The following is a 23,294-nucleotide window of genomic DNA, read 5'->3' as shown; positions in this document are numbered from 1 at the left end:
ATATTATAAAAATCGTATGCTCTTATATTTTTGATGTTGTTTTTCCAATTTAGTACTGAATCGATAAGCCAATAAAAACTCATGTGATCCTCTTGCAATTTTTGAAGTTGAAATGTCATAAGCATATCCTATTTGAATACCATTATTAAACAAAACTCCTAACATTCCAACAATAGCGTCATCAACCCTATATGAAACGCCTCCCCAAATCTTTTTATTGTATCTAATGTTCGTATTTAAATCAAATTGAGATACTACGGCATCAGTTTTATAAAAAACCGAAGGTAAAACTTCCCACGATTCATTTAATTCGTATCGATATCCTGCCATTACATAATAATGGCGGGCAAGATAGGTTTCAATATTCTCATTATATCCAATATTTGGTTTGTTCAGATGGCTTACGGAAGTTCCTACATAAAAGTTGTCAGTTTTATAATAAATTCCCAGCCCTAAATCAAAAAACATTTTACTGTCATCAACAGCTAAAGAACCAAAATCTTCTTCAGGTGTTGAAAAACCATCTCCTTCGGGAACAAACCATTCCCCTTTAAGGGAATTGTTTTGAAAACCGAAACTAAACCCAATATTTAAAGAACTTTCACCTGTTTTTTTTTGATATGCATAGCTAAAACGCATGCCGGTATTCTTTTCAAAACCTAATTTATCACTTAGTATGGTCAATCCAATTCCATGATCTGCGCCTAAAAATGCAACTGGTGAGCTTATATTAAAAACTGTAGTAACAGGGGCATTTTCGAAACCAACCCATTGTTGACGATTAATTGCTGATACAAAAATATCTTTATCTGCCCCGGCAAATGCAGGATTCACAGAGAGAATATTGAACATGTTTTGACTGAACTGCGGATCTTGCTGAGCCTTTATTAATAAGGTATAGCAAAACAAAAATATGAAGAAAATAAATTTTTTCATGCAAAATATTATGGTTCAGTAACGGTCAAAAACTGTGAGGAGTAAAGTAAATAAAAATAAATGTGCCTTACAAGTTTTATCAGAGGTTCAGGTGCATTAATCAATATTTTTTATGTTTCTATTTAAAATTTATTTTTTTTGATTGTAACATTATATTAAACATTGAGAGCACTATCTACTTCCGCAGATTAGAGATTCCTTCATTTTATTGTAAGTCTTATTTACGTGGGTTTTATTGTTTTGTTAAGAGTTTTTATAAATTTTAATTTGAAATTAACAATAATATAACATTATAGATTATTTGAATTTAATTGTAAGGCAATAAAAAAGGGCTGTCTGTATAAAAAGACACCCCTTAACTTTTTTATTATTTTTTTTTTATTTTTTTGCCTTCTTTGTTACTGCAGTCTTCTTTATTGCGGCAGTTTTCTTTTTGACTGGTGCTTTTTTAGCTGTTTTCTTCTTAGGTGCCGCTTTAATAATTTTTAAGCAATCCTCATAACTCAGTGTTGTTGGATCTTCCAAATCTTTAGCCAGACGGTAATTTTCCTTTTGGTAAGAAATATAAGGCCCCCAACGACCATTAAGGATCTGCAGATCTGCATCTTCATCAAAAGACTTAATATGCTTCAATCTGTCTTTCTCCTTTTTTTCCTCTATAAGAACAATTGCTCTTTCCAAATCAATTTCCATAGGATCATCTACATCTTTCTTTAAAGAAGCAAATTTTCCATCGTGACGAACGTATGGGCCAAATCGACCAATTGCTACAACTACTTTCTTGTCTTCGTATAGGCCAAGATCTCTGGGAAGCTTAAATAAGTCGATGGCTTCCTCAAGTGTGATTGTTTCCAAGTGCTGGCCAGTACGAAGGCTTGCAAATTTTGGTGCTTCAGCCTCTTCATCATCAGAACTTTCTCCTAGTTGTGCCATTGGACCATATCTTCCAATACGCACAAGTATCACTTTTCCTGTCACCGGATCTTTGCCAAGAATTCTTTCTCCAGTTTCTCTTTCCGATTCTTCAAGAGTTTTTTCGACGTTAGCATGAAATGGATTATAGAATTTTCCAATCATTTCGTACCACACTAACTTCCCTACAGCGATATCATCGAATTCTTTTTCCACATCAGCAGTGAAATTGTAATTCATTATTGTGGTAAAGTGCTTATTTAAAAAGTCAGTAACTACCATTCCTATATCCGCAGGAAAAAGTTTTTTGTTTTCTGCTCCGGTTATCTGAGTCTTGGTTTCTTCCGATATACTATTATTAACCAGTGTTATAACCTCATAATTTCTTTCTATTCCATCACGGGATTCTTTTACAACATATCCTCGATTTTGAACAGTTGTAATTGTTGGAGCGTAAGTGGATGGCCGGCCAATTCCCAGTTCTTCTAATTTCTTCACTAAGCTGGCTTCGGTATATCTTGCAGGACGATAAGTGAAATTCTGAGTGGCATTCATCATTTCTTCGTGGAGTAAATCGCCAACCGTAACTGTAGGCAAAAGTGTTTCTTCTTCTTTCTGATTTTCATCATCTGAAGATTCCATATACACTCTAAAAAATCCGTCGAATTTAATCATTTCGCCAGATGCTATCAACTCCTTCTTGTTTGTTGAGATACCAATCTTGATATTTGTTTTTTCAAGCTTTGCGTCAGCCATCTGTGATGCAATGGTTCGCTTCCAAATTAAATTGTACAAACGAATTTCATTAGACTCTCCCGAAATTTCTTCCTTATTTAAATAAGTAGGACGAATTGCTTCGTGAGCTTCCTGCGCTCCTTTATTTTTTGTTTTATATCTTCTGATTTGGACATATTCAGAACCATGACGTCTGGTGATTTCTTCTTTAGCTGCTGTAAGTGCAGTTTCCGAAAGATTAACCGAATCGGTTCTCATGTAGGTAATGTTTCCAGCTTCATAAAGGCGTTGAGCAACAGTCATTGTTTGTGCTACCGAAAAGCCTAGTTTTCTACTTGCCTCTTGTTGCAAAGTCGATGTGGTAAATGGTGCTGCCGGTTTACGAATTGATGGTTTTTTCTCGATATCATTAACCCGGTACTCAGCATTTTTACAGCTATTTAAAAATTTAAGCGTTTCCTCTTTTGTTGAAAATCGTTTGGGAAGTTCTGCTTTAAGCTTTTTTTCATCACCATTACCATCTGTTACGGTAAGAAGAGCTATAACTTTAAAATAAGATTCAGAGGTAAAGTCAATAATTTCCCGTTCTCTTTCAACAATTAATCGTACAGCAACCGATTGTACACGTCCGGCAGATAATTGTGGTTTAACTTTTTTCCATAAAACAGGAGAAACTTCAAAACCAACCAATCTGTCTAAAATTCTTCTGGCCTGCTGCGCATTTACCAAATTTACATCAATATCACGTGGATTTTCAATAGCATTTAAAATTGCCTCTTTTGTAATCTCATGAAAAACGATACGTTTTGTATTTTCTTTTTTAAGCTTTAATACTTCATATAGGTGCCATGCAATTGCTTCTCCCTCTCGATCCTCATCAGATGCGATCCAAACCGTAGTAGCTTCTTTCGCTAATTTCTTTAATTCAGCAACTACCTTTTTTTTATCTGTAGAAACAATATAATTGGGGGTGAAATTATTCTTAATGTCAATTCCAAAATCTTTCTTCTCTAAGTCTCTAATGTGCCCAAAGCTAGACTTAACAACAAAGTTTTTGCCTAAAAACTTTTCGATGGTTTTTGCTTTTGCAGGGGACTCGACTATAACTAAATTCTCTACCATACTTGTGTCTTTACTTTGGAAAGTTTAGGTTAAAATTTTTGCAAAGTAAAACAATAAGGATGCTAACTTCAAAATTTAATGGTGATTATTTTGAAATTACCTTTTTCTTATATCTAAAATAATTCTAAATCATTAGATGATGCACCTCAATTAATTGTTCGAATAATATTTGCTATTTTTACAGCACAAATTAAATTAATTGATTTAAAATGTTAAAAAGAAACACTGAGTTTAACTCGGATACCGAACCAATTTCGAAACTGCAAATGTTTAAAAAACCACTAATTATTTTCTGGTTCGTTTTTTCGATGGGTATATTAATTGTAGTACTTTTTTTTGCCGGTATTTCAAATGGAACATTTGGCTTTATGCCTTCGTTCGAAGAATTGGAAAATCCTAAAAACAGTTTGGCTACAGAAGTGTATACTGTAGATGGAAATTTGATTGGTAAATTCTATTTTGAAAATAGATCATTTGTTGAATATCATGAATTGTCTCCATTTTTGGTAGATGCATTAATTGCTACTGAAGATGTGAGATATAAAGATCATTCGGGAATTGATGTTCGTGGTTTGGGTCGGGTAGCTAAAGGATTGGTTACTGGTGATAAAAGTGCTGGAGGAGGAAGTACAATTTCTCAACAATTGGCAAAAATGTTATTCCCCCGTGAAAGTTTCGAGAAGAAAATAGAAATTGTTTTCAGGAAATTTCGTGAATGGGTGATTGCGGTAAAGCTGGAACGAAGCTATACCAAAGAGGAAATTATGACCATGTATTTTAATAAATTTGATTTCTTGAATCTGGCAGTTGGAATTAAGTCGGCTGCAAACGTATATTTTAATACAACACCGGATTCTCTTAAGATTGAGCAAGCTGCTATGCTTGTAGGTATGGCAAAAAACCCATCATATTTTAACCCGTTGCGGCGACCTGAATTGACATTGAACCGACGCAATGTTGTTTTATCCCAAATGGTAAGATATGATTACTTATCGAAAATGGAATTTGATTCATTGAAAAACCTTCCTTTAGGAATCGATTTTCAGAAGGTGGATCACAAAAGAGGAATGGCTCCCTATTTTAGAGAGTATTTGCGTACATCTTTAACTGCAAACGAGCCATCAAGAGACAGGTATCCATCTTATGCTGATCAACAATTTATAAAAGATTCGATAGAGTGGGAAACCAATCCTTTTTATGGATGGTGCAATAAAAATGCGAAAGCAGATGGAACTCCATACAATATATATAAGGACGGACTAAAAATATATACAACCCTTGATTCCAGAATGCAGCGGTATGCCGAAGAAGCTGTTGTTGAGCATCTTGGTTTCGATTTACAGAAGGCATTTAACCGGGAGAAAGAAAATCACAAATACCCGCCTTTTTCTGATGATTTATCTAAGGAGGATGTAGATCAAAATATCGAAACTTCCATGAGAAGAAGTGAAAGATATCGTGTTTTAAAGAAAAATGGCATGAGTATGGATTCCATTCGATTGGTATTCAAAAATCCAACGAAAATGAAAATTTTTACCTGGAAGGGAGAAAGGGATACCATCTTAAGTCCAAATGATTCCATGCTTTATATGAAGGGATTTTTGCGTGCGGGATTTATGTCGATGGAACCTCAGACTGGTGAAGTACGTGCTTATGTCGGAGGGCCAAATTACGAACATTTCATGTACGACATGGTTACTATTGGGAAGCGCCAGGTGGGGTCAACCATCAAACCATTTTTATACACACTCGCAATGCAGGAGGGCTTAAGTCCTTGCGATAAGGTTCCCAATATCCCCCAGACTTTCATTTTGCCTGATGGATCTCCATGGACATCAAGAAATTCAACTAATGCCAGGGATGGTGAAATGGTGACTTTAAAATGGGGATTGGCTAATTCGGTGAATAATATATCCGGATGGGTATTGAAACAAACCACTCCTGAATCTGTTGCCGACATGGCTTATAAAATGGGTGTTATCAGTAAAATTGATCCGGTTCCGTCAATATACTTAGGAACCTCAGAAGTGTCTGTTTATGAAATGGTTGGCGCGTACTCGACTTTTGTAAATAAAGGCGTTTACATTAAACCTAGTTTCATAACAAAAATAGAAGATCACAAAGGAAATATACTCGCTCAGTCAGTTTCCAGAAAACGCGAGGTGATGGATGAACGAACAGCTTATTTAATGACAAATCTACTGCAAGGTGTTGTTAGAAGAGGTACAGGAGTAAGATTGAGATCTAAATATGGTTTGATCAATCCTATCGGAGGCAAAACCGGAACAACTCAGAATCATTCAGATGGTTGGTTCATGGGAATTACACCCGAATTAGTTTCCGGCGTATGGGTTGGCGCTGAAGATCGATCTGTTCATTTTGAAGGAATTTCGCTGGGACAAGGAGCAAATATGGCCTTACCAATTTGGGCTCTTTATATGCAGAAAGTTTATGCCGACAAGAGTTTGGGAATTACTCAGGGTGATTTTGAAAAACCTCGTGGAGTAAATGTCAATTTAGACTGTGACGAAGTTTCTAATGAATCAAATAACAACGATTTAATTGAATCTGATGAAGAAAATTTCTTTTAATGTTTTAATTGGAGGATCAATATATTTTTTTTAAAATTGTAGAGAGATTCAGGTTCCCGAAAGGGAATAATAGGGAATCCTGTTTAAAGCAGGAGCTGTCCCCGCAGCTGTAGATTCCGGTTCGGTTTACGGATCAATATTTTAAGTAATTAAACCACTGTTCTGAAGAATGGGAAGGCACTTAAGATTGGAATAAGCCAGAAGACCTACCTGAGATCATGGATTTTAGCTTTCGGTGGAAAAAGCGGGAAGATTCAGTTTATTTCTTTCTATTTCCGACGCTATTCGATTCGAACTGCCATACTCGGATCAACAAAATTCATAGTAACTGTTAAAGGCCGAAACTAACGTTTCGGCCTTATTTTTTTATCTGAAAAGGGTTTGGAATACTTCTCCAACCTTGCTGACCAAATGAATTTTTATTTTAAATTTTGAGGTGTCAAGTCCTTTGGAATTGTGCTTTGGAATAAAAATTTGCTTGAATCCTAATTTTTCAGCTTCGCCGATACGTTGATCTATTCTACTAACAGGTCTAATCTCTCCTGACAATCCAATTTCCCCGGAAAAACAGACTTCCTTAGAAATAGAAATATCTGTGCTTGATGACAAAACAGCAAGAATTACTGCCAAATCGATAGCTGGATCATTTACCTTAATTCCTCCTGCAATATTTAAAAATACATCCTTGGTCGAAAGTTTGAAGCCCGCGCGCTTTTCCAAAACGGCTAATAACATATTTAAACGACGAAGATCAAAACCTGTAGATGAACGTTGAGGTGTTCCGTAAGCTGCTGAACTAACCAAAGCTTGTATTTCTATTAGGAAAGGACGCATTCCCTCTATTGATGCAGAAATAGTCACACCACTCAGACTTTCATCTTCCTGCGACAGAAGAAGCTCTGATGGATTAGACACCTCACGGAGTCCATTGTGCTGCATTTCATAAATTCCCATTTCGGAAGTGGAGCCGAACCGATTTTTTGTAGATCGTAATATTCGGTACATGTGGTTCTGATCTCCTTCAAACTGAAGAACAGTATCCACCATATGCTCTAAAATTTTAGGCCCGGCCAAACTTCCATCTTTGGTGATGTGCCCAATTAAAATTACAGGCGTAGATGATTCTTTAGCAAATCTTAATAGTTGAGATGTACACTCTCTAATTTGTGATATGCTCCCCGGTGCTGACTCAATGGTTTCCGTCGCAAGAGTTTGAATAGAATCAATAACTATAATATCCGGAGAAGTGTTTTTCACATGAGAAAAAATATTCTCCATAGAGGTTTCGCTAACGATCAGACAGTTTTCATTATTCGAATTTATTCGATTCCCACGCAATTTTATCTGTTGGGCACTCTCCTCCCCCGACACATATAAGGTAGTATAACTTTTTAAATTCAGGGCAATTTGAAGAGCAAGTGTTGATTTACCAATTCCCGGTTCACCACCAATTAATATTAACGATCCGGGAACTAAACCGCCCCCTAAAACTCGATTTAATTCACCGTTTTTAGTGTCGAATCGGGACTCTTCAGACGAAGGTATTTCAGATATTTTTTGTGGCTTGTTTTTTTTGCCCTGTCCATTTATTCCAGCAATTACAGATACCGTTGATTTTACAACAACTTCCTCAACGAAGGAATTCCATTCTCCGCAAGAGGGGCATTTCCCTACCCATTTTGTAGATTCTACTCCACAACTCTGACAAAACCAGGCACTTTTTGTTTTTGCTTTGGTGGCCATAAATCTGAATAATTATTTATTGGTAGTTTTAATTATCTTATTAATAATACCCGTTGAAGAGAATCCTTCGATAAAATCAATTGTTTTAATTTCTCCTCCTTTGGCTTTCACAATATCGTATCCAACAATATCTTCAGCATTGTAATCGCTTCCCTTAACCAGAATATCCGGCTGAACAAAATTAATCAGCTCATAAGGGGTTTGTTCTTCAAAGTAGATTACCATATCTACAAAGCCTAATGATGCTAATAAAAAAGCTCTTGAATATTCATCAATAATGGGTCGGTCAGGACCTTTTAATTTTTGAACAGATGCATCCGTATTTATACCAATAACCAGTTTATTGCCCATAGAAGCTGCTGACGCCAAATAATCTAAATGTCCGCGGTGAACCAGATCAAAACAACCATTCGTGAAAACAATTTTATTTTCCTTGAATCTCCAGGTTTGAAGTAGGTTAAAGGCATCTTTTTTATCAGAGATAATTTTATTTTTTACAATATCAAGTTTATTCATTGGGCTGACATTTATTTTGAAGCTAATAATTTACAAGTATAGAGTATCGGAAACAAAGTATCAAGAATCATGATCAAATTGTTCAATCTCCAGCCGGAAGAAATTTTAATGATTGGATAAATATAGAATGGCAAGTCCACAAAAAAGGGCTGATCGGATAGAACAGCCCTTGTACTTATTAAATAAGGTAATTTAAATCAATTTGTTGGTAGCCGTATCAGGAAAAACCAAGCTCGGTTCCCACGATTTCGCTTCCTCAAATTCCATAGATGCATAAGAGATGATAATAACAACATCACCAACAGCACATTTTCTGGCGGCAGGGCCATTCAGGCAAATGGTTCCAGAACCTCTTTCACCACGAATAACATAGGTCTCTAATCGTTCTCCATTGTTTACGTTAACAATTTGAACTTTTTCGTTTTCAATTAAATTGGCAGCATCCATCAAGTCTTCATCAATGGTTACACTTCCAACATATTGAAGATCAGCACCAGTTACTGACGCTTTGTGAATTTTCGATTTACAAACTTCAATGTACATATCGTTTTTAACTAATATTAAAAAGTAACGTTATCTATCAGGCGGATCTTCCCAACCTGAACTGTAATACAACCAATCTTATTATTTGACTCATTCCAGTCATTAATTACCTCAAGGGTTGTATCATTAACAATTTCAAAATACTCGACAGAAAGATAAATGTTTTTATTGATTTCTTCAACAACCCATTCTTTCAACTGAGATACGCTTAATTCCGCGGCTAAGTTACGAGCTTTAAATAAAGTTTCAGAGATTTTACAAGCATTTTTTCTCTGATCTTCCGAAAGTAAAACATTCCTTGAGCTCATAGCCAAACCATCATTTTCCCTGATAATAGGGCAGGAAACAATGTTTACATTTAACTTAAGATCTTTAGTCATCTGCTTAATAACAGCTACTTGCTGAAAGTCTTTTTGTCCAAAGCAGGCATTATCAGGCCTAACGATATCGAAAAGTTTGCTCACAACCTGGGCAACGCCATTGAAATGGCCCGGACGATTTTTTCCTTCCATAACCCTATCGAGCATACCGAAATCAAAAATTCTGGTGTCAGGCTCAGGATAAATCTCGTTTACTTCCGGAATAAAAATTAAGTCTGGCTGGTAAACCGAAAGTTTCTCCAAGTCCTTTTCAATAGTTCTTGGGTAAGTCGATAAATCCTCTGGATTATTGAACTGCGTAGGGTTAACAAAAATACTAACAACCGTAATATCATTGTTTTTTACAGACGTATCGACAAGAGACAAATGCCCCTCATGAAGAGCCCCCATTGTGGGAACAAATCCGATTGTCTTTCCTTCTGCCTTAAACTTGCTGATTTTACTTTTAATCTCAGCAACAAGCTTTACTATTTCCATTCCTTGAATTGTGTCTGTAAAATCTAATTGGTTTTTATTTAAGACTGCAAATAAAATAAATAAATATAAATTGGAGAAATATTAATTGCATTTAATTGTATTGTAGGAGCTTTAAGCTTCCCTTTCGGGCAGGTATGTTAATTATTTTTACTAATTTTGCGCAGATAATCTGTATTATATTATTAGCGACTATATGGAAAAGACAAAAGTATTGTTTGTTTCACAAGAAATTACCCCTTATCTTCCTGAAACTGAAATGTCTGCAATAGGTAGATATCTACCTCAGGGAATTCAGGAAAAAGGAAAAGAGATCAGAACTTTCATGCCTAGATATGGATGTATCAACGAGAGAAGAAATCAGTTGCATGAAGTTATCCGCCTTTCGGGAATGAATTTAATAATTGATGATACAGATCATCCATTAATTATTAAGGTTGCCTCGATTCAAGCGGCTCGAATGCAAGTTTATTTTATTGATAATGAGGACTATTTTCACAGGAAAGAGATTCTATTGGATGAAAACGGAGATGCTTTTGAGGACAACGATGAAAGAGCTATTTTCTTTGCAAGAGGAGTACTTGAAACAGTTAAAAAATTGAGATGGGCACCAGATGTTGTACATTGTCAAGGTTGGTTCACGGGTTTAGTTCCTTTGTATTTGAAAAAATCATTTAATGAAGATCCATTATTTACTGACACAAAAGTAGTTTTCTCCATGTATGATGATGAATTCTCAACAAAATTCAGCAGTCAGTTTAGAGAGAAATCAATTATTGAGGGAGTAAATCAGGAGGATGTTAGTATTTTAGAAGATGCTAGTTATGTTGCAATTCATAAATTAGCAATTGATCAGTCTGATGCCTTGATTATGGGGAGTCCTCAGATAAATGAAGAAGTGAAAGCATATGCAATTGCCTCAGGGAAACCTTTTCTGGAGTATAAAAACAAGGATGAATATGTGGTAGCTTATTCAGAACTTTACGACGAATTAGTAGCAGAATAGTTACGATTTACAATATATTCAAAAGGTGTATTTAAGCATTTGCTTACTTACACCTTATTTTTTATTCTTTAATTATACATTAAGAAGTTTGGAGAGCGTTCTAACTTATCGTATTTTTATCTGGATTTATGATAATTCAATCGTCGATGCCTGTTTTAATGCTATCTCATTACTGACAAAGCATGTATCGTTATTTTATGAATTGTTTTTTAACAAGTTTCGCGTGGTACCGAAACTGAAATATTTGTATTTATGTGTGGAATAGTTGGTTACATTGGGGATAAGCAAGCTTATCCTATACTCATTAATGGCCTGAAAAGATTAGAATACCGAGGGTATGATTCTGCTGGAGTGGCTCTTCGTACAAATCGAACTCAGGTATTTAAGTGCAAGGGAAAGGTTCAGGATCTGGAAAATCATGCAAAAGGAAATGATATTTCGGGAACCATTGGAATTGGACATACACGTTGGGCAACTCATGGGGAACCTAACGATGAAAATGCTCATCCTCATAGTTCTATGAACAATAAATTTGTAATTATTCATAATGGAATTATTGAAAACTACTCAACTTTAAAAGATAAGCTGATTAAAAGAGGATATACTTTTCAAAGTGATACCGATACTGAAGTATTAGCAAATTTGATTGAGTATATCTATTTGAAAGGTGAAGTTTCAGCAGAACTTGCTGTACGGTTGGCTTTAACAAAAGTGGTTGGAGCATATGGTTTGGTTGTTATGTGTGAAGATGAATCAGACAAATTGATTGCAGCCAGAAAAGGAAGTCCATTAGTAGTTGGAGTTGGAAACGGAGAATATTTTCTTGCTTCGGATGCCACACCTATTATTGAATACACCAACAGTGTTATCTATCTGAATGACAACGACGTCGCCATTATAAGCCGAGATGAATTGGTTTTGAAAACCATTCAGAATGACAAATTAACTCCACATATTCAACAACTGGATTTGGATATTGAGCAAATTGAAAAAAACGGATACGATCATTTCATGCTAAAAGAAATTTTCGAACAGACCAGCTCTATTCATGATACTATCCGGGGAAGAATCTCTACAGCAAATAAAGAAGTATTTTTAGGTGGAATAAATGATGTTATTCCGCAATTGGTGAATGCCCGCCGAATATTAATTATTGGATGTGGTACATCCTGGCATGCTGGAATGGTAGGTGAATACTTGTTTGAAGAATTTGCCAGAATTCCTGTTGAAGTAGAATATGCATCTGAATTCCGTTACAGAAATCCTGTGATTTTTAAGGATGACATCGTCTTGGCGATCAGTCAGAGTGGTGAAACTGCCGATACCCTGGCTGCCATTAAATTAGCTAAAGAGGCTGGAGCAACTGTTCTTGGTATTTGTAATGTAGTTGGATCAAGTATTCCCCGTGAAACTCATGCTGGTGTATATACTCATGCCGGCCCGGAAATAGGAGTGGCTTCTACAAAAGCATTTACAGCACAGGTTACCGTTCTTACCATGATGGCAATGCTTGTTGGATACCGCAAAGGATCTCTGGCCAAGGATGTATACGAAGAGCTTATAGCGGAATTTGCAAATCTTCCGGAAAAGATAAAAAGAATCCTGGATAAAGAAGATGACATTAAAGAATTATCGAAACAATACATGAATTCTACCAATGCTCTTTATTTAGGACGAGGTTTCCTATTTCCGGTAGCTTTGGAGGGAGCTCTAAAATTAAAAGAAATTTCCTACATACATGCCGAAGGATATCCTGCTGCAGAAATGAAACACGGACCAATTGCTCTTATAGATGAACAAATGCCGGTTTTTGTTGTTGCCACTAAAGATAAATCTTACGAGAAAATTGTAAGTAATATTCAGGAAGTAAAGGCAAGAAAGGGACATGTAATTGCTATTGTTACTGAAGGCGATACTGTAATTAGTAAAATGGCCGATTTCGTGGTAGAAATTCCAGAAACCTTGGAACCATTGGCACCATTGTTAACGGTTATTCCTTTCCAATTGATTTCTTATTATATCGCTGTTTACAGAGGCTGTAATGTTGATCAACCAAGAAATTTAGCTAAATCTGTTACGGTAGAGTAACCTAAGATTAAGAATTATAAAAAGAGCGATGTGATTTTTTTACATCGCTCTTCTTTTTATCGGTTGATATATTGTTGTTCGTAGAACTTTTCGTAGTCACCCGACAGAATATTATTCATCCAGTCTGAATTTTGCAGATACCAGTCAATTGTTTTCTCAAAACCTTCTTCGAATTGAATGCTTGGCTTCCACCCTAATTCCTCTTTAATTTTTGAAGCATCAATGGCATAACGCTGATCATGACCTGCTCTGTCCTTCACAAAAGTGATCAATCTCTGAGAACTTCCCGTTTCTCGATTCAGCTTTTTATCCATAATATCACAAAGTTTTTTCACCAAATCCAGATTAGTCCATTCGTTGTCTCCTCCAATATTATAGGTCTCTCCTATTTTCCCATCATGATAAATGGAATCAATTGCTAAAGCATGATCTTCGACAAACAACCAATCTCTAATATTATCTCCTTTGCCATAAATAGGCAATGCCTTATAATTTTTAATGTTATTGATTACCAGCGGAATGAGCTTTTCAGGAAACTGATTTGCACCGTAATTATTGGAGCAATTCGACAACACTACGGGAAGTTTATAGGTGTGAAAATACGCCCGCACCAAATGATCTGAGCTTGCTTTTGAGGCAGAATAAGGACTTCTCGGATCGTAAGAAGTTGCTTCGGTAAATTTCCCTGTTTTCCCTAAAGAACCATATACTTCATCGGTAGAAATATGATAGAATTTTTTACCCTCCATATCATTAGCCCAACATTCTTTAGCCGCATTAAGAAGGTTTACAGTTCCTACAATATTGGTCATAATAAAGGCCAAAGGATCTGAAATTGATCTATCGACATGAGACTCTGCTGCTAAATGCAGAACGCCTTCAAATTTAAAATCTTTAAATAAATTGGTTACGAATGCTAAGTCTGTGATATCACCTTTTACAAAAGTGTAATTTGCTTTGGAGTCAATATCCTTTAAATTTTCAAGGTTTCCAGCATAAGTGAGCGCGTCAAGGTTAATAATTTGATAATCTGGATATTTGTTCACAAACAAACGTACCACATGCGAACCGATGAATCCGGCACCTCCTGTAATTAATATATTTTTTTTCACGTTCAGATAATTTTTATAATTACTTCACCTTAAAATACTCATAATATTTTCAAAGGAAAAAAATATTGAAAGCAGTTTATGTATTATTTTGATTGATTTCAAAAATACAACAATTTACTTAACAGCTTCTCTATCAAAAAGGATAAATAATTATTTTTACATTACGAAAAGCTTGGTTTATAGCCACTTAATTTTTTAAAGATAAATTCGATTTGAGTGGTATCTAATTTTGATTATATTTGTGTACTATGCTGGAAGTATCAAAATATATAAAAGACCTCTTATTTATTCACAACTGCGTAATATTACCTGGGTTTGGTGGATTTGTTGCCAATTATAGCCCTGCTAATATCGACAACAATCTGAATGTTGTTTTTCCTCCATCCAAAGCTATTGGATTTAACCGTAATTTATCAAAAAATGATGGCTTGCTGATTAATAGATTGGCTGAATCAGAAAATATAAGTTATTCAGAAGCTGAAAAATCTGTTCTGTTTTTTATTGAAGATATCCGTGTGCGAATTCAGCGTGGCGAAAGAGTTGTTTTGAATCAGGTAGGATGTTTTTACAATGACAGAAGGCATAACATGCTGTTTGAACCTTCAAAGGAGCTTAATTATTTGGTAGATGCATTTGGTTTAGAACAAATAGAGCTTCCCAGACTTTCATTATCTGCAGAAGAAAAAATTCATCCGGCAATTATATCCCAGGCTAAAGTAAGGACACTTTTTACAACAAAACGTTTGTGGTATGCTGCTGCAACTATTCCTTTTATATTGACAATAGCCTTGATTCCAATGAATTCTGAACGTTCATTTTTAAGTAATGAAGCTTCTTTGGGAATGATGGAAGGCAAGAAAGAAATTACTGAGAAAATTGTACAATTAAAACCTGTAATTTCGCCACCGGAAGAAATGGTGACATTTGAGCCTAAGCTTACTAAAAAATTGAAAATGAATGAGTTACATGAGGGAAGATTTTATTTGATATCAGGTAGCTTTACTTCAATGAAAAATGCAGAAATATTAAAACAGGAATTGATTTCTAAATCTTATCCTGCTGTGATAATTAAAAATAAAAATTTGTATTCTGTCGCGATCAATCAATTTGAGAAGAGAGCTGATGCAGATCAATTTAAAAAAAAGGTAATTGCTAAGAACTCAAAAGCTTACTGCTGGGTTCTGAAAAAATAAAGATCTAAAAAAAACGCTTCCCGATGGAAAGCGTTTTTTTTAGATCTTAAATTTTGAGTTCTGAATTATCTGATTTCAGAACCTGGTTTTATTGCTTGATCCGGAGAAACGAAAGATAATTTTCCATCAGCATCTTCAGCCATCAAAATCATCCCCTGAGATTCAATTCCTTTCAATTGTTTAGGCTCCAGATTCATTAATATACTAACCTGCTTTCCAATGATTTCCTCAGGCTTGTAATGCTCTGCAATGCCCGAAACAACAGTTCTTTGATCAATTCCTGTGTCAACAGTTAATTTCAAAAGTTTTTTTGTTTTTGCTACCTTTTCAGCAGCTGTAATTGTTCCAACACGAACATCAAGCTTCATGAAATCATCGAAATTAATATTTTCTTTAACCGGCACAACTATTTTTTTCTCTGCTTCGTTAGCTGCTTTTGTAGCCAAAAGCTTGTCTACCTGAGCTTGTATTGTTTCATCTTCAATTTTTTCGAAAAGTAAAGATGCAGTATTTATTTGATGATGATCTGCAATAACATTAACACCAATATTTTTCCAGTCCAGAACTTCTATGTTTAGAAACTCACGAAGCTTGCTGGCAGTAAATGGTAAAAACGGTTCAATTAAGGTCGATAAATTAGCTGTAATCTGAAGGCTGATATTCATGATGGTTTTTACTCTTTCTTCATCTGTCTTAATCAGCTTCCAAGGTTCAGTATCTGCTAAATACTTATTTCCCAAACGCGCTAAATTCATTGCTTCTTTTAATGCTTCGCGGAAATGGTAGGTTTCAAGATTCTTCTCAACCTGTTCTTTAAAAACAGGAATCTGGGCTAATGTTTCTTTATCGAAATCGGTTAATTCTCCTTGCGCAGGAATTATTCCATTGTAGTATTTATGAGTAAGAACCAAAGCACGATTCACAAAGTTTCCTAGAATTGCTACCAGCTCGTTGTTGTTTCTTGCCTGAAAATCTTTCCAGGTAAAGTCATTATCTTTTGTTTCCGGCGCATTTGCAGTCAAAACATACCTTAGTACGTCTTGTTTATCAGGGAATTCTTTCAAATATTCATGCAGCCAAACCGCCCAATTTCTACTTGTCGAAATTTTGTCCCCTTCCAGATTTAGGAATTCGTTGGCAGGAACATTTTCTGGTAAAATATATGATCCTTCAGCCTTAAGCATAGCAGGGAAAATGATGCAATGGAATACGATATTGTCTTTTCCAATGAAATGAACCATCTTCGAATCATCAGCTTTCCAGTATTTTTCCCAGTCGGGAGTTAATTCTTTTGTGGCCGAAATATATCCAATCGGAGCATCGAACCAAACGTAAAGAACCTTTCCCTCTGCACCCTCAGCAGGAACAGGAACCCCCCAATTTAAATCGCGGGTTACTGCTCTTGGGTGCAATCCGGTATCCAACCAAGACTTACATTGTCCGTAAACATTAGGTTTCCATTCTTTATGATCTTCTAAAATCCATTTTTTTAGCTGATTCTCATATTTATCTAAAGGCAAATACCAGTGTTTGGTTTCTTTTAATTCTGGCTTATTTCCGGTAATTGATGAGGTTGGATTGATTAAATCAGTTGCATTTAGTGAAGTTCCGCAACTTTCGCATTGATCGCCATATGCACCGTCGTTATTACAATGAGGACAAGTTCCAGTAATATATCTATCGGCAAGGAATTGATTTGCAATAGCATCGTAGTATTGCTCACTTGTTTTTACGACAAATTCGCCTTTTTCGTTTAAAGTCTTAAAAAATTCAGAAGCCGTTTCGTGGTGTGTTTCTGAACTTGTTCTGGAATAAATATCAAATGTAATTCCAAACTTCTCAAATGATTCTTTTATGATATTGTGATATTTGTCCACAACATCCTGTGGAGTAACACCTTCCTTTTGCGCCTTAATAGTAATAGGTACACCGTGTTCGTCTGAACCTCCAATTAGTAGTACATCCTCTCCTTTCATTCTAAGATATCTTGTGTAAATATCTGCAGGAACATATACTCCAGCCAAATGACCAATATGAACCGGTCCATTTGCATAAGGTAAAGCCGTGGTTACAAGCGTTCTATTAAATTTCTTCATTTGTGATTATATTTTTTCTTAAGGAATTGCCTTTTATTGTTTTGAGATGAAGGATTCCTCTGTTAATTTTGTTTACTGATTATTGTTCAAAATTTTGACCCTCGGTCGAATTGTTTGCAAAGATAAGATAGAATTGGCAAAAATGTAGTTATCCATTTGTATTTTATTCTTAATTTGTTCTTACTTCAAAAAAAACTAAATAGATATGTATCAGCCGGCTGCTTTAGTAAAAGGAGATAAAATAGGAATCATCTCTCCTGCAGGAAAAATTGATCCTGAAAAGGTGGGAGTTGCTGTTGTTAAATTAGAGGATGCAGGTTACAAAGTCGTTCTGGGAAATCATGTTTTTGATGTTGAAAACCAATTTGCAGGTAGTGACATGAATCGGCTGTGTGACTTTCAACTCATGTTAGATGATCCTGAAATAAAAGCAATTCTTTGTGCCAGAGGCGGATATGGCAGTGTGCGGATATTAGAACATTTAGATTTTGATTTGTTCATTCGCAATCCAAAATGGATTATTGGATATAGCGATATCACAGTATTTCACAGCTATTTGAATAATATATTAGGAGTAGAAAGTTTACATGCAACTATGCCGGTTAATTTTTCTTCCGAAAAGGAGGAGGATAAATCAGTATCAACTCTTCTGCATTCATTAGCTGGTAATTTGGAAAATTATGAAATTTCTTCCCACGAATTAAATCGAAATGGTGTAACAGAGGGAGAATTAGTTGGGGGAAATTTATCTATTCTTTATAGTTTACGAGGAACCGTAATGGATTTTGAATCGCATGGAAAAATTCTTTTTATTGAAGATGTTGGAGAAGAATTGTATCATTTGGATAGAATGATGAAGAATTTTAAAATGGGAGGTAAATTATCAGAACTTCAGGGATTGATTGTTGGAGGGATGAGTGATATGAAGGCAGGAGATCCTGATTTTGGGAAAACTGCTTATGAAATCATTTTAGAATCCATTGAGAATTATTCTTATCCGGTTGTCTTCGATTTTCCCTCTGGTCATATTAAACAGAATTGGGCTTTGCCGTTTGGAAGATTTTTAAGGTTGGATGTAAATGAAAAAGTAGCCCAGTTTACATGGGATAAATAGTAAGGAAATAAAATAATTATGGCCGCACACAATGACTTAGGGAAATTGGGAGAAGACCTTGCTGCGAAATATCTGCTTAAAAACGGGTATAAAATTCTAGATCGTAATTGGATCTATCAAAAGAAGGAGTTGGACATTGTAGCTGTAAAAGATGATTTTTTAGTTGTTGTAGAAGTCAAATCGAGATCCACCGAATATTTTGAGCACCCAGCTGATGCCATTACACTCTCAAAAATTAAATTTTTGGTGCGTGCAACGCAGGGTTATGTAGATTTAAAAGAAATGGAGCAAGAAGTACGATTCGATGTTATCAGTGTAATAAAACAAGATTCAGAATTTATAATTGAACACATCGAAGATGCATTTAGTGCACCAGTGGATTAATCAGCAAGATATTTATCAATAGTTGCCAGAAGCTCCTCAAAACGAATAGGCTTGGACAGATAATCATCACATCCGGCATCCAATATACGTTCCTTATCACCTTCAAGTGCATAGGCCGTTTGAGCTATAATAGGAATTTCTTTATGCTTTTTTTTGATTCTGCGGGTGGCTTCACACCCATCCATTATAGGTAATCTAATATCCATTAAAATAACATCAATATCATCTGATTCTTCAATTATATCAACCGCTTCTTTCCCATTTTTCGCCCACAACAGTTTCGACTCCGTTCTACTTAGAGCCGCGTCAAAAAACATGTTATTTATCTCTTCGTCTTCAACAATGAGAATTCGTTTGTTTTTCCAATTGTACTTTTGGGCGTAGCCAGTTTCTTTCATGAGTATATATCTATCAATCGATTTTTTACTTTTCTGTGAACTAAATATACAAAATTGAGAGAAGTAAAAAAAACATTTACATCATTGTCAAAAACATTTTTGAAAAGTTTAAGAAAAGCTTTACAAATACTGTAAATACGGTTATTCCGTATATAGTAAGGATATTTATATCAGTAAAGTTGCAAGGACAACTAAAGAACCACATTTTTATTTATCTTAACATATAGAACCTTAGTCTTTTATTTAAAAATATTTATATTTATTTTCACCGTTAAAGTTGCAATCTAACAAATATATACAAATGAATATTGAGGAGTTAAGAGAGTATTGCCTTTCGAAAACAGCTGTAAGCGAAGGATTTCCATTTGATGAGGAAACCTTGGTTTTCAAGGTGCTTGATAAGATGTTTTTGCTCACAAATATAACAGGTGAGCTTCAAATGAATGTGAAGTGTGATCCCGAAAAAGCCATTGAGTTACGAGAGATACATTCGTCGGTAATACCTGGATATCATATGAATAAAAAATATTGGAATACTGTAGTAATAGATGGCAGTGTATCAGATCGACAGCTGGAACAATGGATTGATGATTCATACCATCAGGTTGTTGCTAAGATGACCAAAAAGAAACAGAATGAGCTAATGAATTTGAAATAGACCAAATAATATGTTCCTTTAAATACAATTACTAACAACAATTACTTACTAAAAACGATGAAGAAAATAGTTTTAACAATCATTATTCTTGCCATTTTTAGTGTTAATCTGACGATGGCACAGGAAACAACGAAAGAAGAAAAGGTTTATTCTACAGTGGTAGATATTCCTACAACATCAGTTAAAAATCAGCAAAGCACAGGTACTTGTTGGTGCTTTGCCGGAGTCTCGTATATAGAAACAGAGTTACTACGCTTGGGAGCTCCAGAAATTGATTTATCAGAAATGTATATTGTTCGATTGGCTTATACTCAGAAAGCCAAAAGATACTTTCGTTATCATGGCAAAGGAAACTATAGTGAAGGCGGACAAGCTCACGATGTTCTAAATGTGGTAAAAGAAAATGGATTTGTTCCGGAAAGTATTTATTCAGGAAATAAGTATGGCAGCGATTTTCATATCCACAAAGAGATGGTACAATCGACGAAAGCTATGCTGGATGAGGTTGTTAAAAACCCAAATAGAAAAATTACACCTGTTTGGGAAGAATCTGTAAATGCAGTGTTGGATACTTATATGGGGAAAACACCAAGTAATTTCGAATTGGATGGTATTGAGTATACTCCTGCTTCTTATGCAGGGAAATTTGGTTTTAATCCGAATGATTACATTGAATTAACTTCCTACAGTCATCATCCTTTTTATCAAAAGATTAATCTGGAGATTCCAGATAATTGGTCAGATGATTTGTATTATAATGTGCCCATGGATGAGATGATGTTGGTAATTAATTATGCCCTAAACAATGGGTTTTCAGTTTGCTGGGATGGAGACGTTAGCGAAAAAGGATTTTCTCATCGAAATGGTTATGCTGTTTTACCATCAGAAAAAACTGTAGACATGACTGATTCTGAAATTGCAAAGTGGGAAAAAGATCTTGCAAAAGATGAAAAAGGAAATACGAAAAAAGATATTGAGCCTGAAGTGAGTCAAGAGCTTCGTCAGTCCACTTTTGATAATTTTGAAACGACTGATGATCATTTGATGCATTTAACTGGAATCGTAAAGGATCAGCATGGAACAATATATTACAAAACAAAAAACTCTTGGGCCGAAAACAGCAATCAGTTTGGTGGCTACTTAAACATGAGTGAAGCTTATGTGAAACTTAAAACTGTTGCGATAATGATTCACAAAGATGCAGTACCAAAAGAATTGAAAAAGAAACTGGGTTTATAATCAGGATTGGTAAATAAGTGAAAGGATGTTCGTTGGACGTCCTTTTTTTGTATCTGCAATTTAAAAATTTGAATTTTATTTTCTTCGATAAAAAGTGAATTTTGGAACGTTTCCATAAAATAATTAGTTCATAATATGCATTATTCTGAAAATAATTTATAATATTGTTAGCCCTGTTTTAATATTATTAACCACCATAAACTATGAAAACCTTTGATCAAACTTTCCTGAAATTATTTAGGAATGGTAATCAGGAATCATTTAAAATCTTGTACAACAAGTATTTTGATGCATTATTTCTGTTTGGTCATAAATATATTCCGGCACAAGATGTTGTTGAAGATATAATTCAGGAAAGTTTTATTAAAATTTGGGAAAAGCGATCATCCTTTTATCATGAAGCGGCGATGCGTGCATTTTTGTACAAAACAGTTCGTAATTCATGCTTAAATCAAATTGAACATCAAAAAGTCCGTAAATCTTACGAGGGGCAATCCGATAAAAATATCTGTGATGAGGATTACTTTCTTCATAATGTGATTGAAGAAGAAGTGAGTCGAATTATTAAGGAAACAGTTCATAAATTGCCTGAATCAGCCAGATTAATTTACTTATTAAGCCTAAAGGGATTAAAAAATGCTGAAATAGCTGAAGATTTGGATATATCTATCAATACTGTTAAGACGCAAAAGCAAAGAGCAAGTAAATTTTTAAAAGAGAATTTAAAGAATTTGTTCTCGATTCTATACTTCATTTAGAATTGAGTAGAAGCGAAATATTAAAAAGGGTGGTAAAAGTTAAAACTTTTGTCACCCTTTTTTTCATGTCACCTGTTATAATAAATGTTAATCGCACACAGAAAATTGTAATATGACTAATTTACCATCTGGTTTTAAAATTGCAGATTTAATTGTAAAGAGGCTTGAGGGGAAGCTGAACGCAGAAGAAGAGCAGTTTTTGGAGAAATGGAAATACGCGAGAGAGGAAAATCTTGTGCTTTTTCATAAACTTGCTCAAAACCCGGAGAAACTGTACTTCACGAAAGAAGTAAAACTTGAAAGTGCAAATAAAGAAGATGTTTGGAGGCAAATTCAAACTAAAGTAATAAAAGACAAGCAAATTCAATTAAAGCAACAGGTAATGAAGATTGCCGCAATGCTGATTGCTGCAATAAGCGTTGGAGGCTTTTTGCTTACTATCAGCAACAACTCTGTTCACAATGAACCCGTCGCGATTTTGCCCGGTAAAAATCAAGCCATGCTGGTATTAAGTGGTGGTGAAAAATATCAGTTGAGCGAGAAAGTTAATCTGGAAGAAAAAGGTATGCAGATATCTAATAATTCTAAAGAGTTGGTATATAGTAAAGTTGCAGAAAAGGTAAGTGAGGAACAGACGTACAATACCATTATTATTCCCAAAGGTGGTGAATACAAGCTAACTCTTGCTGATGGAACCAAGATCTGGTTGAATTCAAATTCTAAATTGAGATATCCTTCTCAATTTGGCACGGGAGTACGAAAAGTACAATTGGAAGGGGAAGCCTTTTTTCAGGTGGCAAAAGATAAGGAACATCCATTTATCGTTGATGTAACGACTGCTGAGATTAAAGTTTTAGGAACGTCCTTTAATGTAAATGCATATAACGATCAGGATGAAATTTTCACCACTTTGGTAGAAGGCAAGGTTGAGGTTAAGGATGATCTTCGTGGTGTTAGTCAGGAGTTATCCCCAAATGATCAATTGTGCTTTAATAAGTTGAATGGTAAAACTTCGAAAAAAATTGTTGACACAAGATTATATACGGCTTGGAAAGATGGTCGTTTTGTTTTCGAAAACCGGAGTCTGGAGGATATAATGATTAGACTGTCAAGATGGTATGATGTTGATGTATTTTTCTTGACCAATTCCATAAAACAATTAAAATACACAGGAGATGTCGCCCGCTACGATAATATTAACAGCATTCTTGATATGATAGAAGTAACCAAAAAAGTAAAATTTACAATAAAAGATCGTAGTGTTATGATCGAAGAAAATTGCAAATAAAAAAAGCC

Annotated in this window: 19 protein-coding genes and 1 riboswitch; of the genes, 10 read left to right on the top strand and 9 right to left on the bottom strand. The window is 35.1% G+C overall.

Features of this window, described 5'->3' with window-relative positions; all coding sequences use genetic code 11:
• Positions 1 to 3 precede the first annotated feature (3 nt).
• Both ACKU4N_RS01425 and topA read right to left on the bottom strand, forming a co-directional pair.
• Positions 4 to 936: a PorP/SprF family type IX secretion system membrane protein gene (locus ACKU4N_RS01425; protein ID WP_321319816.1), complete on the bottom strand. Its 933-nt coding sequence runs from the start codon at positions 934 to 936 to the stop codon at positions 4 to 6.
• 378 nt (positions 937 to 1,314) lie between these two features.
• Entirely contained in the window at positions 1,315 to 3,705 is a 2,391-nt protein-coding gene (topA, locus tag ACKU4N_RS01420) for a type I DNA topoisomerase (RefSeq protein ID WP_321319815.1), read from the bottom strand.
• A gap of 209 nt (positions 3,706 to 3,914) precedes the next feature.
• Between topA and ACKU4N_RS01415 the strand changes: the two genes are divergently transcribed.
• A complete protein-coding gene (locus ACKU4N_RS01415; RefSeq protein WP_321319814.1) occupies positions 3,915 to 6,296 on the top strand; it encodes a penicillin-binding protein 1A in 2,382 nt (793 codons plus the stop codon).
• A gap of 33 nt (positions 6,297 to 6,329) precedes the next feature.
• Positions 6,330 to 6,525, top strand: a riboswitch (cobalamin riboswitch).
• 137 nt (positions 6,526 to 6,662) lie between these two features.
• Here ACKU4N_RS01415 and radA read toward each other — a convergent pair.
• The 4 genes from radA to panC form a co-directional block, all read right to left on the bottom strand.
• Complete coding sequence (gene radA, locus ACKU4N_RS01410) at positions 6,663 to 8,039, bottom strand: DNA repair protein RadA (protein WP_321319813.1); 1,377 nt, start codon at positions 8,037 to 8,039, stop codon at positions 6,663 to 6,665.
• A gap of 12 nt (positions 8,040 to 8,051) precedes the next feature.
• Complete coding sequence (gene rfaE2, locus ACKU4N_RS01405; protein ID WP_321319812.1) at positions 8,052 to 8,555, bottom strand: D-glycero-beta-D-manno-heptose 1-phosphate adenylyltransferase; 504 nt, start codon at positions 8,553 to 8,555, stop codon at positions 8,052 to 8,054.
• Between the two features lie 192 nt (positions 8,556 to 8,747).
• Positions 8,748 to 9,098 (bottom strand): aspartate 1-decarboxylase, encoded by a 351-nt coding sequence (gene panD / locus ACKU4N_RS01400; RefSeq protein WP_321319811.1) that lies wholly within the window; start codon positions 9,096 to 9,098, stop codon positions 8,748 to 8,750.
• Positions 9,099 to 9,115: 17 nt separating this feature from the next.
• Positions 9,116 to 9,955 carry a pantoate--beta-alanine ligase gene (gene panC / locus ACKU4N_RS01395; RefSeq protein WP_321319810.1) on the bottom strand — a complete coding sequence of 280 codons (840 nt, stop codon included), beginning with the start codon at positions 9,953 to 9,955 and terminating at the stop codon, positions 9,116 to 9,118.
• A 193-nt stretch (positions 9,956 to 10,148) separates the two neighbouring features.
• On the opposite strand from panC, the gene ACKU4N_RS01390 reads away from it, so the two are divergent.
• Both ACKU4N_RS01390 and glmS read left to right on the top strand, forming a co-directional pair.
• Positions 10,149 to 10,958, top strand: a complete 810-nt coding sequence (locus tag ACKU4N_RS01390) for a glycogen/starch synthase (protein WP_321319809.1) — start codon at positions 10,149 to 10,151, stop codon at positions 10,956 to 10,958.
• A 252-nt stretch (positions 10,959 to 11,210) separates the two neighbouring features.
• On the top strand, positions 11,211 to 13,046 hold the full coding sequence (glmS, locus tag ACKU4N_RS01385) for a glutamine--fructose-6-phosphate transaminase (isomerizing) (protein WP_321319808.1): 1,836 nt from the start codon (positions 11,211 to 11,213) through the stop codon (positions 13,044 to 13,046).
• 56 nt (positions 13,047 to 13,102) lie between these two features.
• On the opposite strand, the gene rfbB is transcribed toward glmS, so the two are convergent.
• The gene (gene rfbB / locus ACKU4N_RS01380) at positions 13,103 to 14,158 is read right to left on the bottom strand and encodes a dTDP-glucose 4,6-dehydratase (protein WP_321319807.1); all 1,056 of its coding nucleotides are present in this window, start codon (positions 14,156 to 14,158) and stop codon (positions 13,103 to 13,105) included.
• Positions 14,159 to 14,406: 248 nt separating this feature from the next.
• Here rfbB and ACKU4N_RS01375 point away from each other — a divergent pair, with 248 nt between their 5' ends.
• Complete coding sequence (locus ACKU4N_RS01375; RefSeq protein WP_321319806.1) at positions 14,407 to 15,351, top strand: HU domain-containing protein; 945 nt, start codon at positions 14,407 to 14,409, stop codon at positions 15,349 to 15,351.
• Positions 15,352 to 15,416: 65 nt separating this feature from the next.
• On the opposite strand, the gene metG is transcribed toward ACKU4N_RS01375, so the two are convergent.
• Complete coding sequence (gene metG, locus ACKU4N_RS01370) at positions 15,417 to 17,447, bottom strand: methionine--tRNA ligase (RefSeq protein WP_321319805.1); 2,031 nt, start codon at positions 17,445 to 17,447, stop codon at positions 15,417 to 15,419.
• Positions 17,448 to 17,652: 205 nt separating this feature from the next.
• On the opposite strand from metG, the gene ACKU4N_RS01365 reads away from it, so the two are divergent.
• Positions 17,653 to 18,561: a S66 peptidase family protein gene (locus ACKU4N_RS01365; RefSeq protein WP_321319804.1), complete on the top strand. Its 909-nt coding sequence runs from the start codon at positions 17,653 to 17,655 to the stop codon at positions 18,559 to 18,561.
• An 18-nt stretch (positions 18,562 to 18,579) separates the two neighbouring features.
• Positions 18,580 to 18,945 carry a YraN family protein gene (locus ACKU4N_RS01360; RefSeq protein WP_321319803.1) on the top strand — a complete coding sequence of 122 codons (366 nt, stop codon included), beginning with the start codon at positions 18,580 to 18,582 and terminating at the stop codon, positions 18,943 to 18,945.
• Here ACKU4N_RS01360 and ACKU4N_RS01355 read toward each other — a convergent pair.
• A complete protein-coding gene (locus tag ACKU4N_RS01355) occupies positions 18,942 to 19,343 on the bottom strand; it encodes a response regulator (RefSeq protein ID WP_321319802.1) in 402 nt (133 codons plus the stop codon). The two genes, ACKU4N_RS01360 and ACKU4N_RS01355, sit on opposite strands and share 4 nt — an antisense overlap.
• 301 nt (positions 19,344 to 19,644) lie before the next feature.
• On the opposite strand from ACKU4N_RS01355, the gene ACKU4N_RS01350 reads away from it, so the two are divergent.
• The 4 genes from ACKU4N_RS01350 (at position 19,645) to ACKU4N_RS01335 (ending at position 23,286) form a co-directional block, all read left to right on the top strand.
• Complete coding sequence (locus tag ACKU4N_RS01350) at positions 19,645 to 20,001, top strand: MmcQ/YjbR family DNA-binding protein (RefSeq protein WP_321319801.1); 357 nt, start codon at positions 19,645 to 19,647, stop codon at positions 19,999 to 20,001.
• A gap of 57 nt (positions 20,002 to 20,058) precedes the next feature.
• Positions 20,059 to 21,240 carry a C1 family peptidase gene (locus ACKU4N_RS01345; RefSeq protein WP_321319800.1) on the top strand — a complete coding sequence of 394 codons (1,182 nt, stop codon included), beginning with the start codon at positions 20,059 to 20,061 and terminating at the stop codon, positions 21,238 to 21,240.
• Between the two features lie 203 nt (positions 21,241 to 21,443).
• Positions 21,444 to 21,998, top strand: coding sequence for an RNA polymerase sigma factor (locus ACKU4N_RS01340; protein ID WP_321319799.1), 555 nt, complete (start codon positions 21,444 to 21,446; stop codon positions 21,996 to 21,998).
• Positions 21,999 to 22,110: 112 nt separating this feature from the next.
• Positions 22,111 to 23,286, top strand: coding sequence for a FecR family protein (locus ACKU4N_RS01335; protein ID WP_321319798.1), 1,176 nt, complete (start codon positions 22,111 to 22,113; stop codon positions 23,284 to 23,286).
• Positions 23,287 to 23,294 lie beyond the last annotated feature (8 nt).

Source organism: Labilibaculum sp., from assembly GCF_963664555.1.
Classification (GTDB): domain Bacteria; phylum Bacteroidota; class Bacteroidia; order Bacteroidales; family Marinifilaceae; genus Labilibaculum.
This window is presented reverse-complemented; position numbering and strand designations above follow the sequence as displayed.

Coding starts and splice junctions, on each gene's coding strand:
- ACKU4N_RS01425 (WP_321319816.1), bottom strand. CDS start 936: ATGAAAAAATTTATTTTCTTCATATTTTTGTTTTGCTATACCTTATTA.
- topA (WP_321319815.1), bottom strand. CDS start 3,705: ATGGTAGAGAATTTAGTTATAGTCGAGTCCCCTGCAAAAGCAAAAACC.
- ACKU4N_RS01415 (WP_321319814.1), top strand. CDS start 3,915: ATGTTAAAAAGAAACACTGAGTTTAACTCGGATACCGAACCAATTTCG.
- radA (WP_321319813.1), bottom strand. CDS start 8,039: ATGGCCACCAAAGCAAAAACAAAAAGTGCCTGGTTTTGTCAGAGTTGT.
- rfaE2 (WP_321319812.1), bottom strand. CDS start 8,555: ATGAATAAACTTGATATTGTAAAAAATAAAATTATCTCTGATAAAAAA.
- panD (WP_321319811.1), bottom strand. CDS start 9,098: ATGTACATTGAAGTTTGTAAATCGAAAATTCACAAAGCGTCAGTAACT.
- panC (WP_321319810.1), bottom strand. CDS start 9,955: ATGGAAATAGTAAAGCTTGTTGCTGAGATTAAAAGTAAAATCAGCAAG.
- ACKU4N_RS01390 (WP_321319809.1), top strand. CDS start 10,149: ATGGAAAAGACAAAAGTATTGTTTGTTTCACAAGAAATTACCCCTTAT.
- glmS (WP_321319808.1), top strand. CDS start 11,211: ATGTGTGGAATAGTTGGTTACATTGGGGATAAGCAAGCTTATCCTATA.
- ACKU4N_RS01375 (WP_321319806.1), top strand. CDS start 14,407: ATGCTGGAAGTATCAAAATATATAAAAGACCTCTTATTTATTCACAAC.
- metG (WP_321319805.1), bottom strand. CDS start 17,447: ATGAAGAAATTTAATAGAACGCTTGTAACCACGGCTTTACCTTATGCA.
- ACKU4N_RS01365 (WP_321319804.1), top strand. CDS start 17,653: ATGTATCAGCCGGCTGCTTTAGTAAAAGGAGATAAAATAGGAATCATC.
- ACKU4N_RS01360 (WP_321319803.1), top strand. CDS start 18,580: ATGGCCGCACACAATGACTTAGGGAAATTGGGAGAAGACCTTGCTGCG.
- ACKU4N_RS01355 (WP_321319802.1), bottom strand. CDS start 19,343: ATGAAAGAAACTGGCTACGCCCAAAAGTACAATTGGAAAAACAAACGA.
- ACKU4N_RS01350 (WP_321319801.1), top strand. CDS start 19,645: ATGAATATTGAGGAGTTAAGAGAGTATTGCCTTTCGAAAACAGCTGTA.
- ACKU4N_RS01345 (WP_321319800.1), top strand. CDS start 20,059: ATGAAGAAAATAGTTTTAACAATCATTATTCTTGCCATTTTTAGTGTT.
- ACKU4N_RS01340 (WP_321319799.1), top strand. CDS start 21,444: ATGAAAACCTTTGATCAAACTTTCCTGAAATTATTTAGGAATGGTAAT.
- ACKU4N_RS01335 (WP_321319798.1), top strand. CDS start 22,111: ATGACTAATTTACCATCTGGTTTTAAAATTGCAGATTTAATTGTAAAG.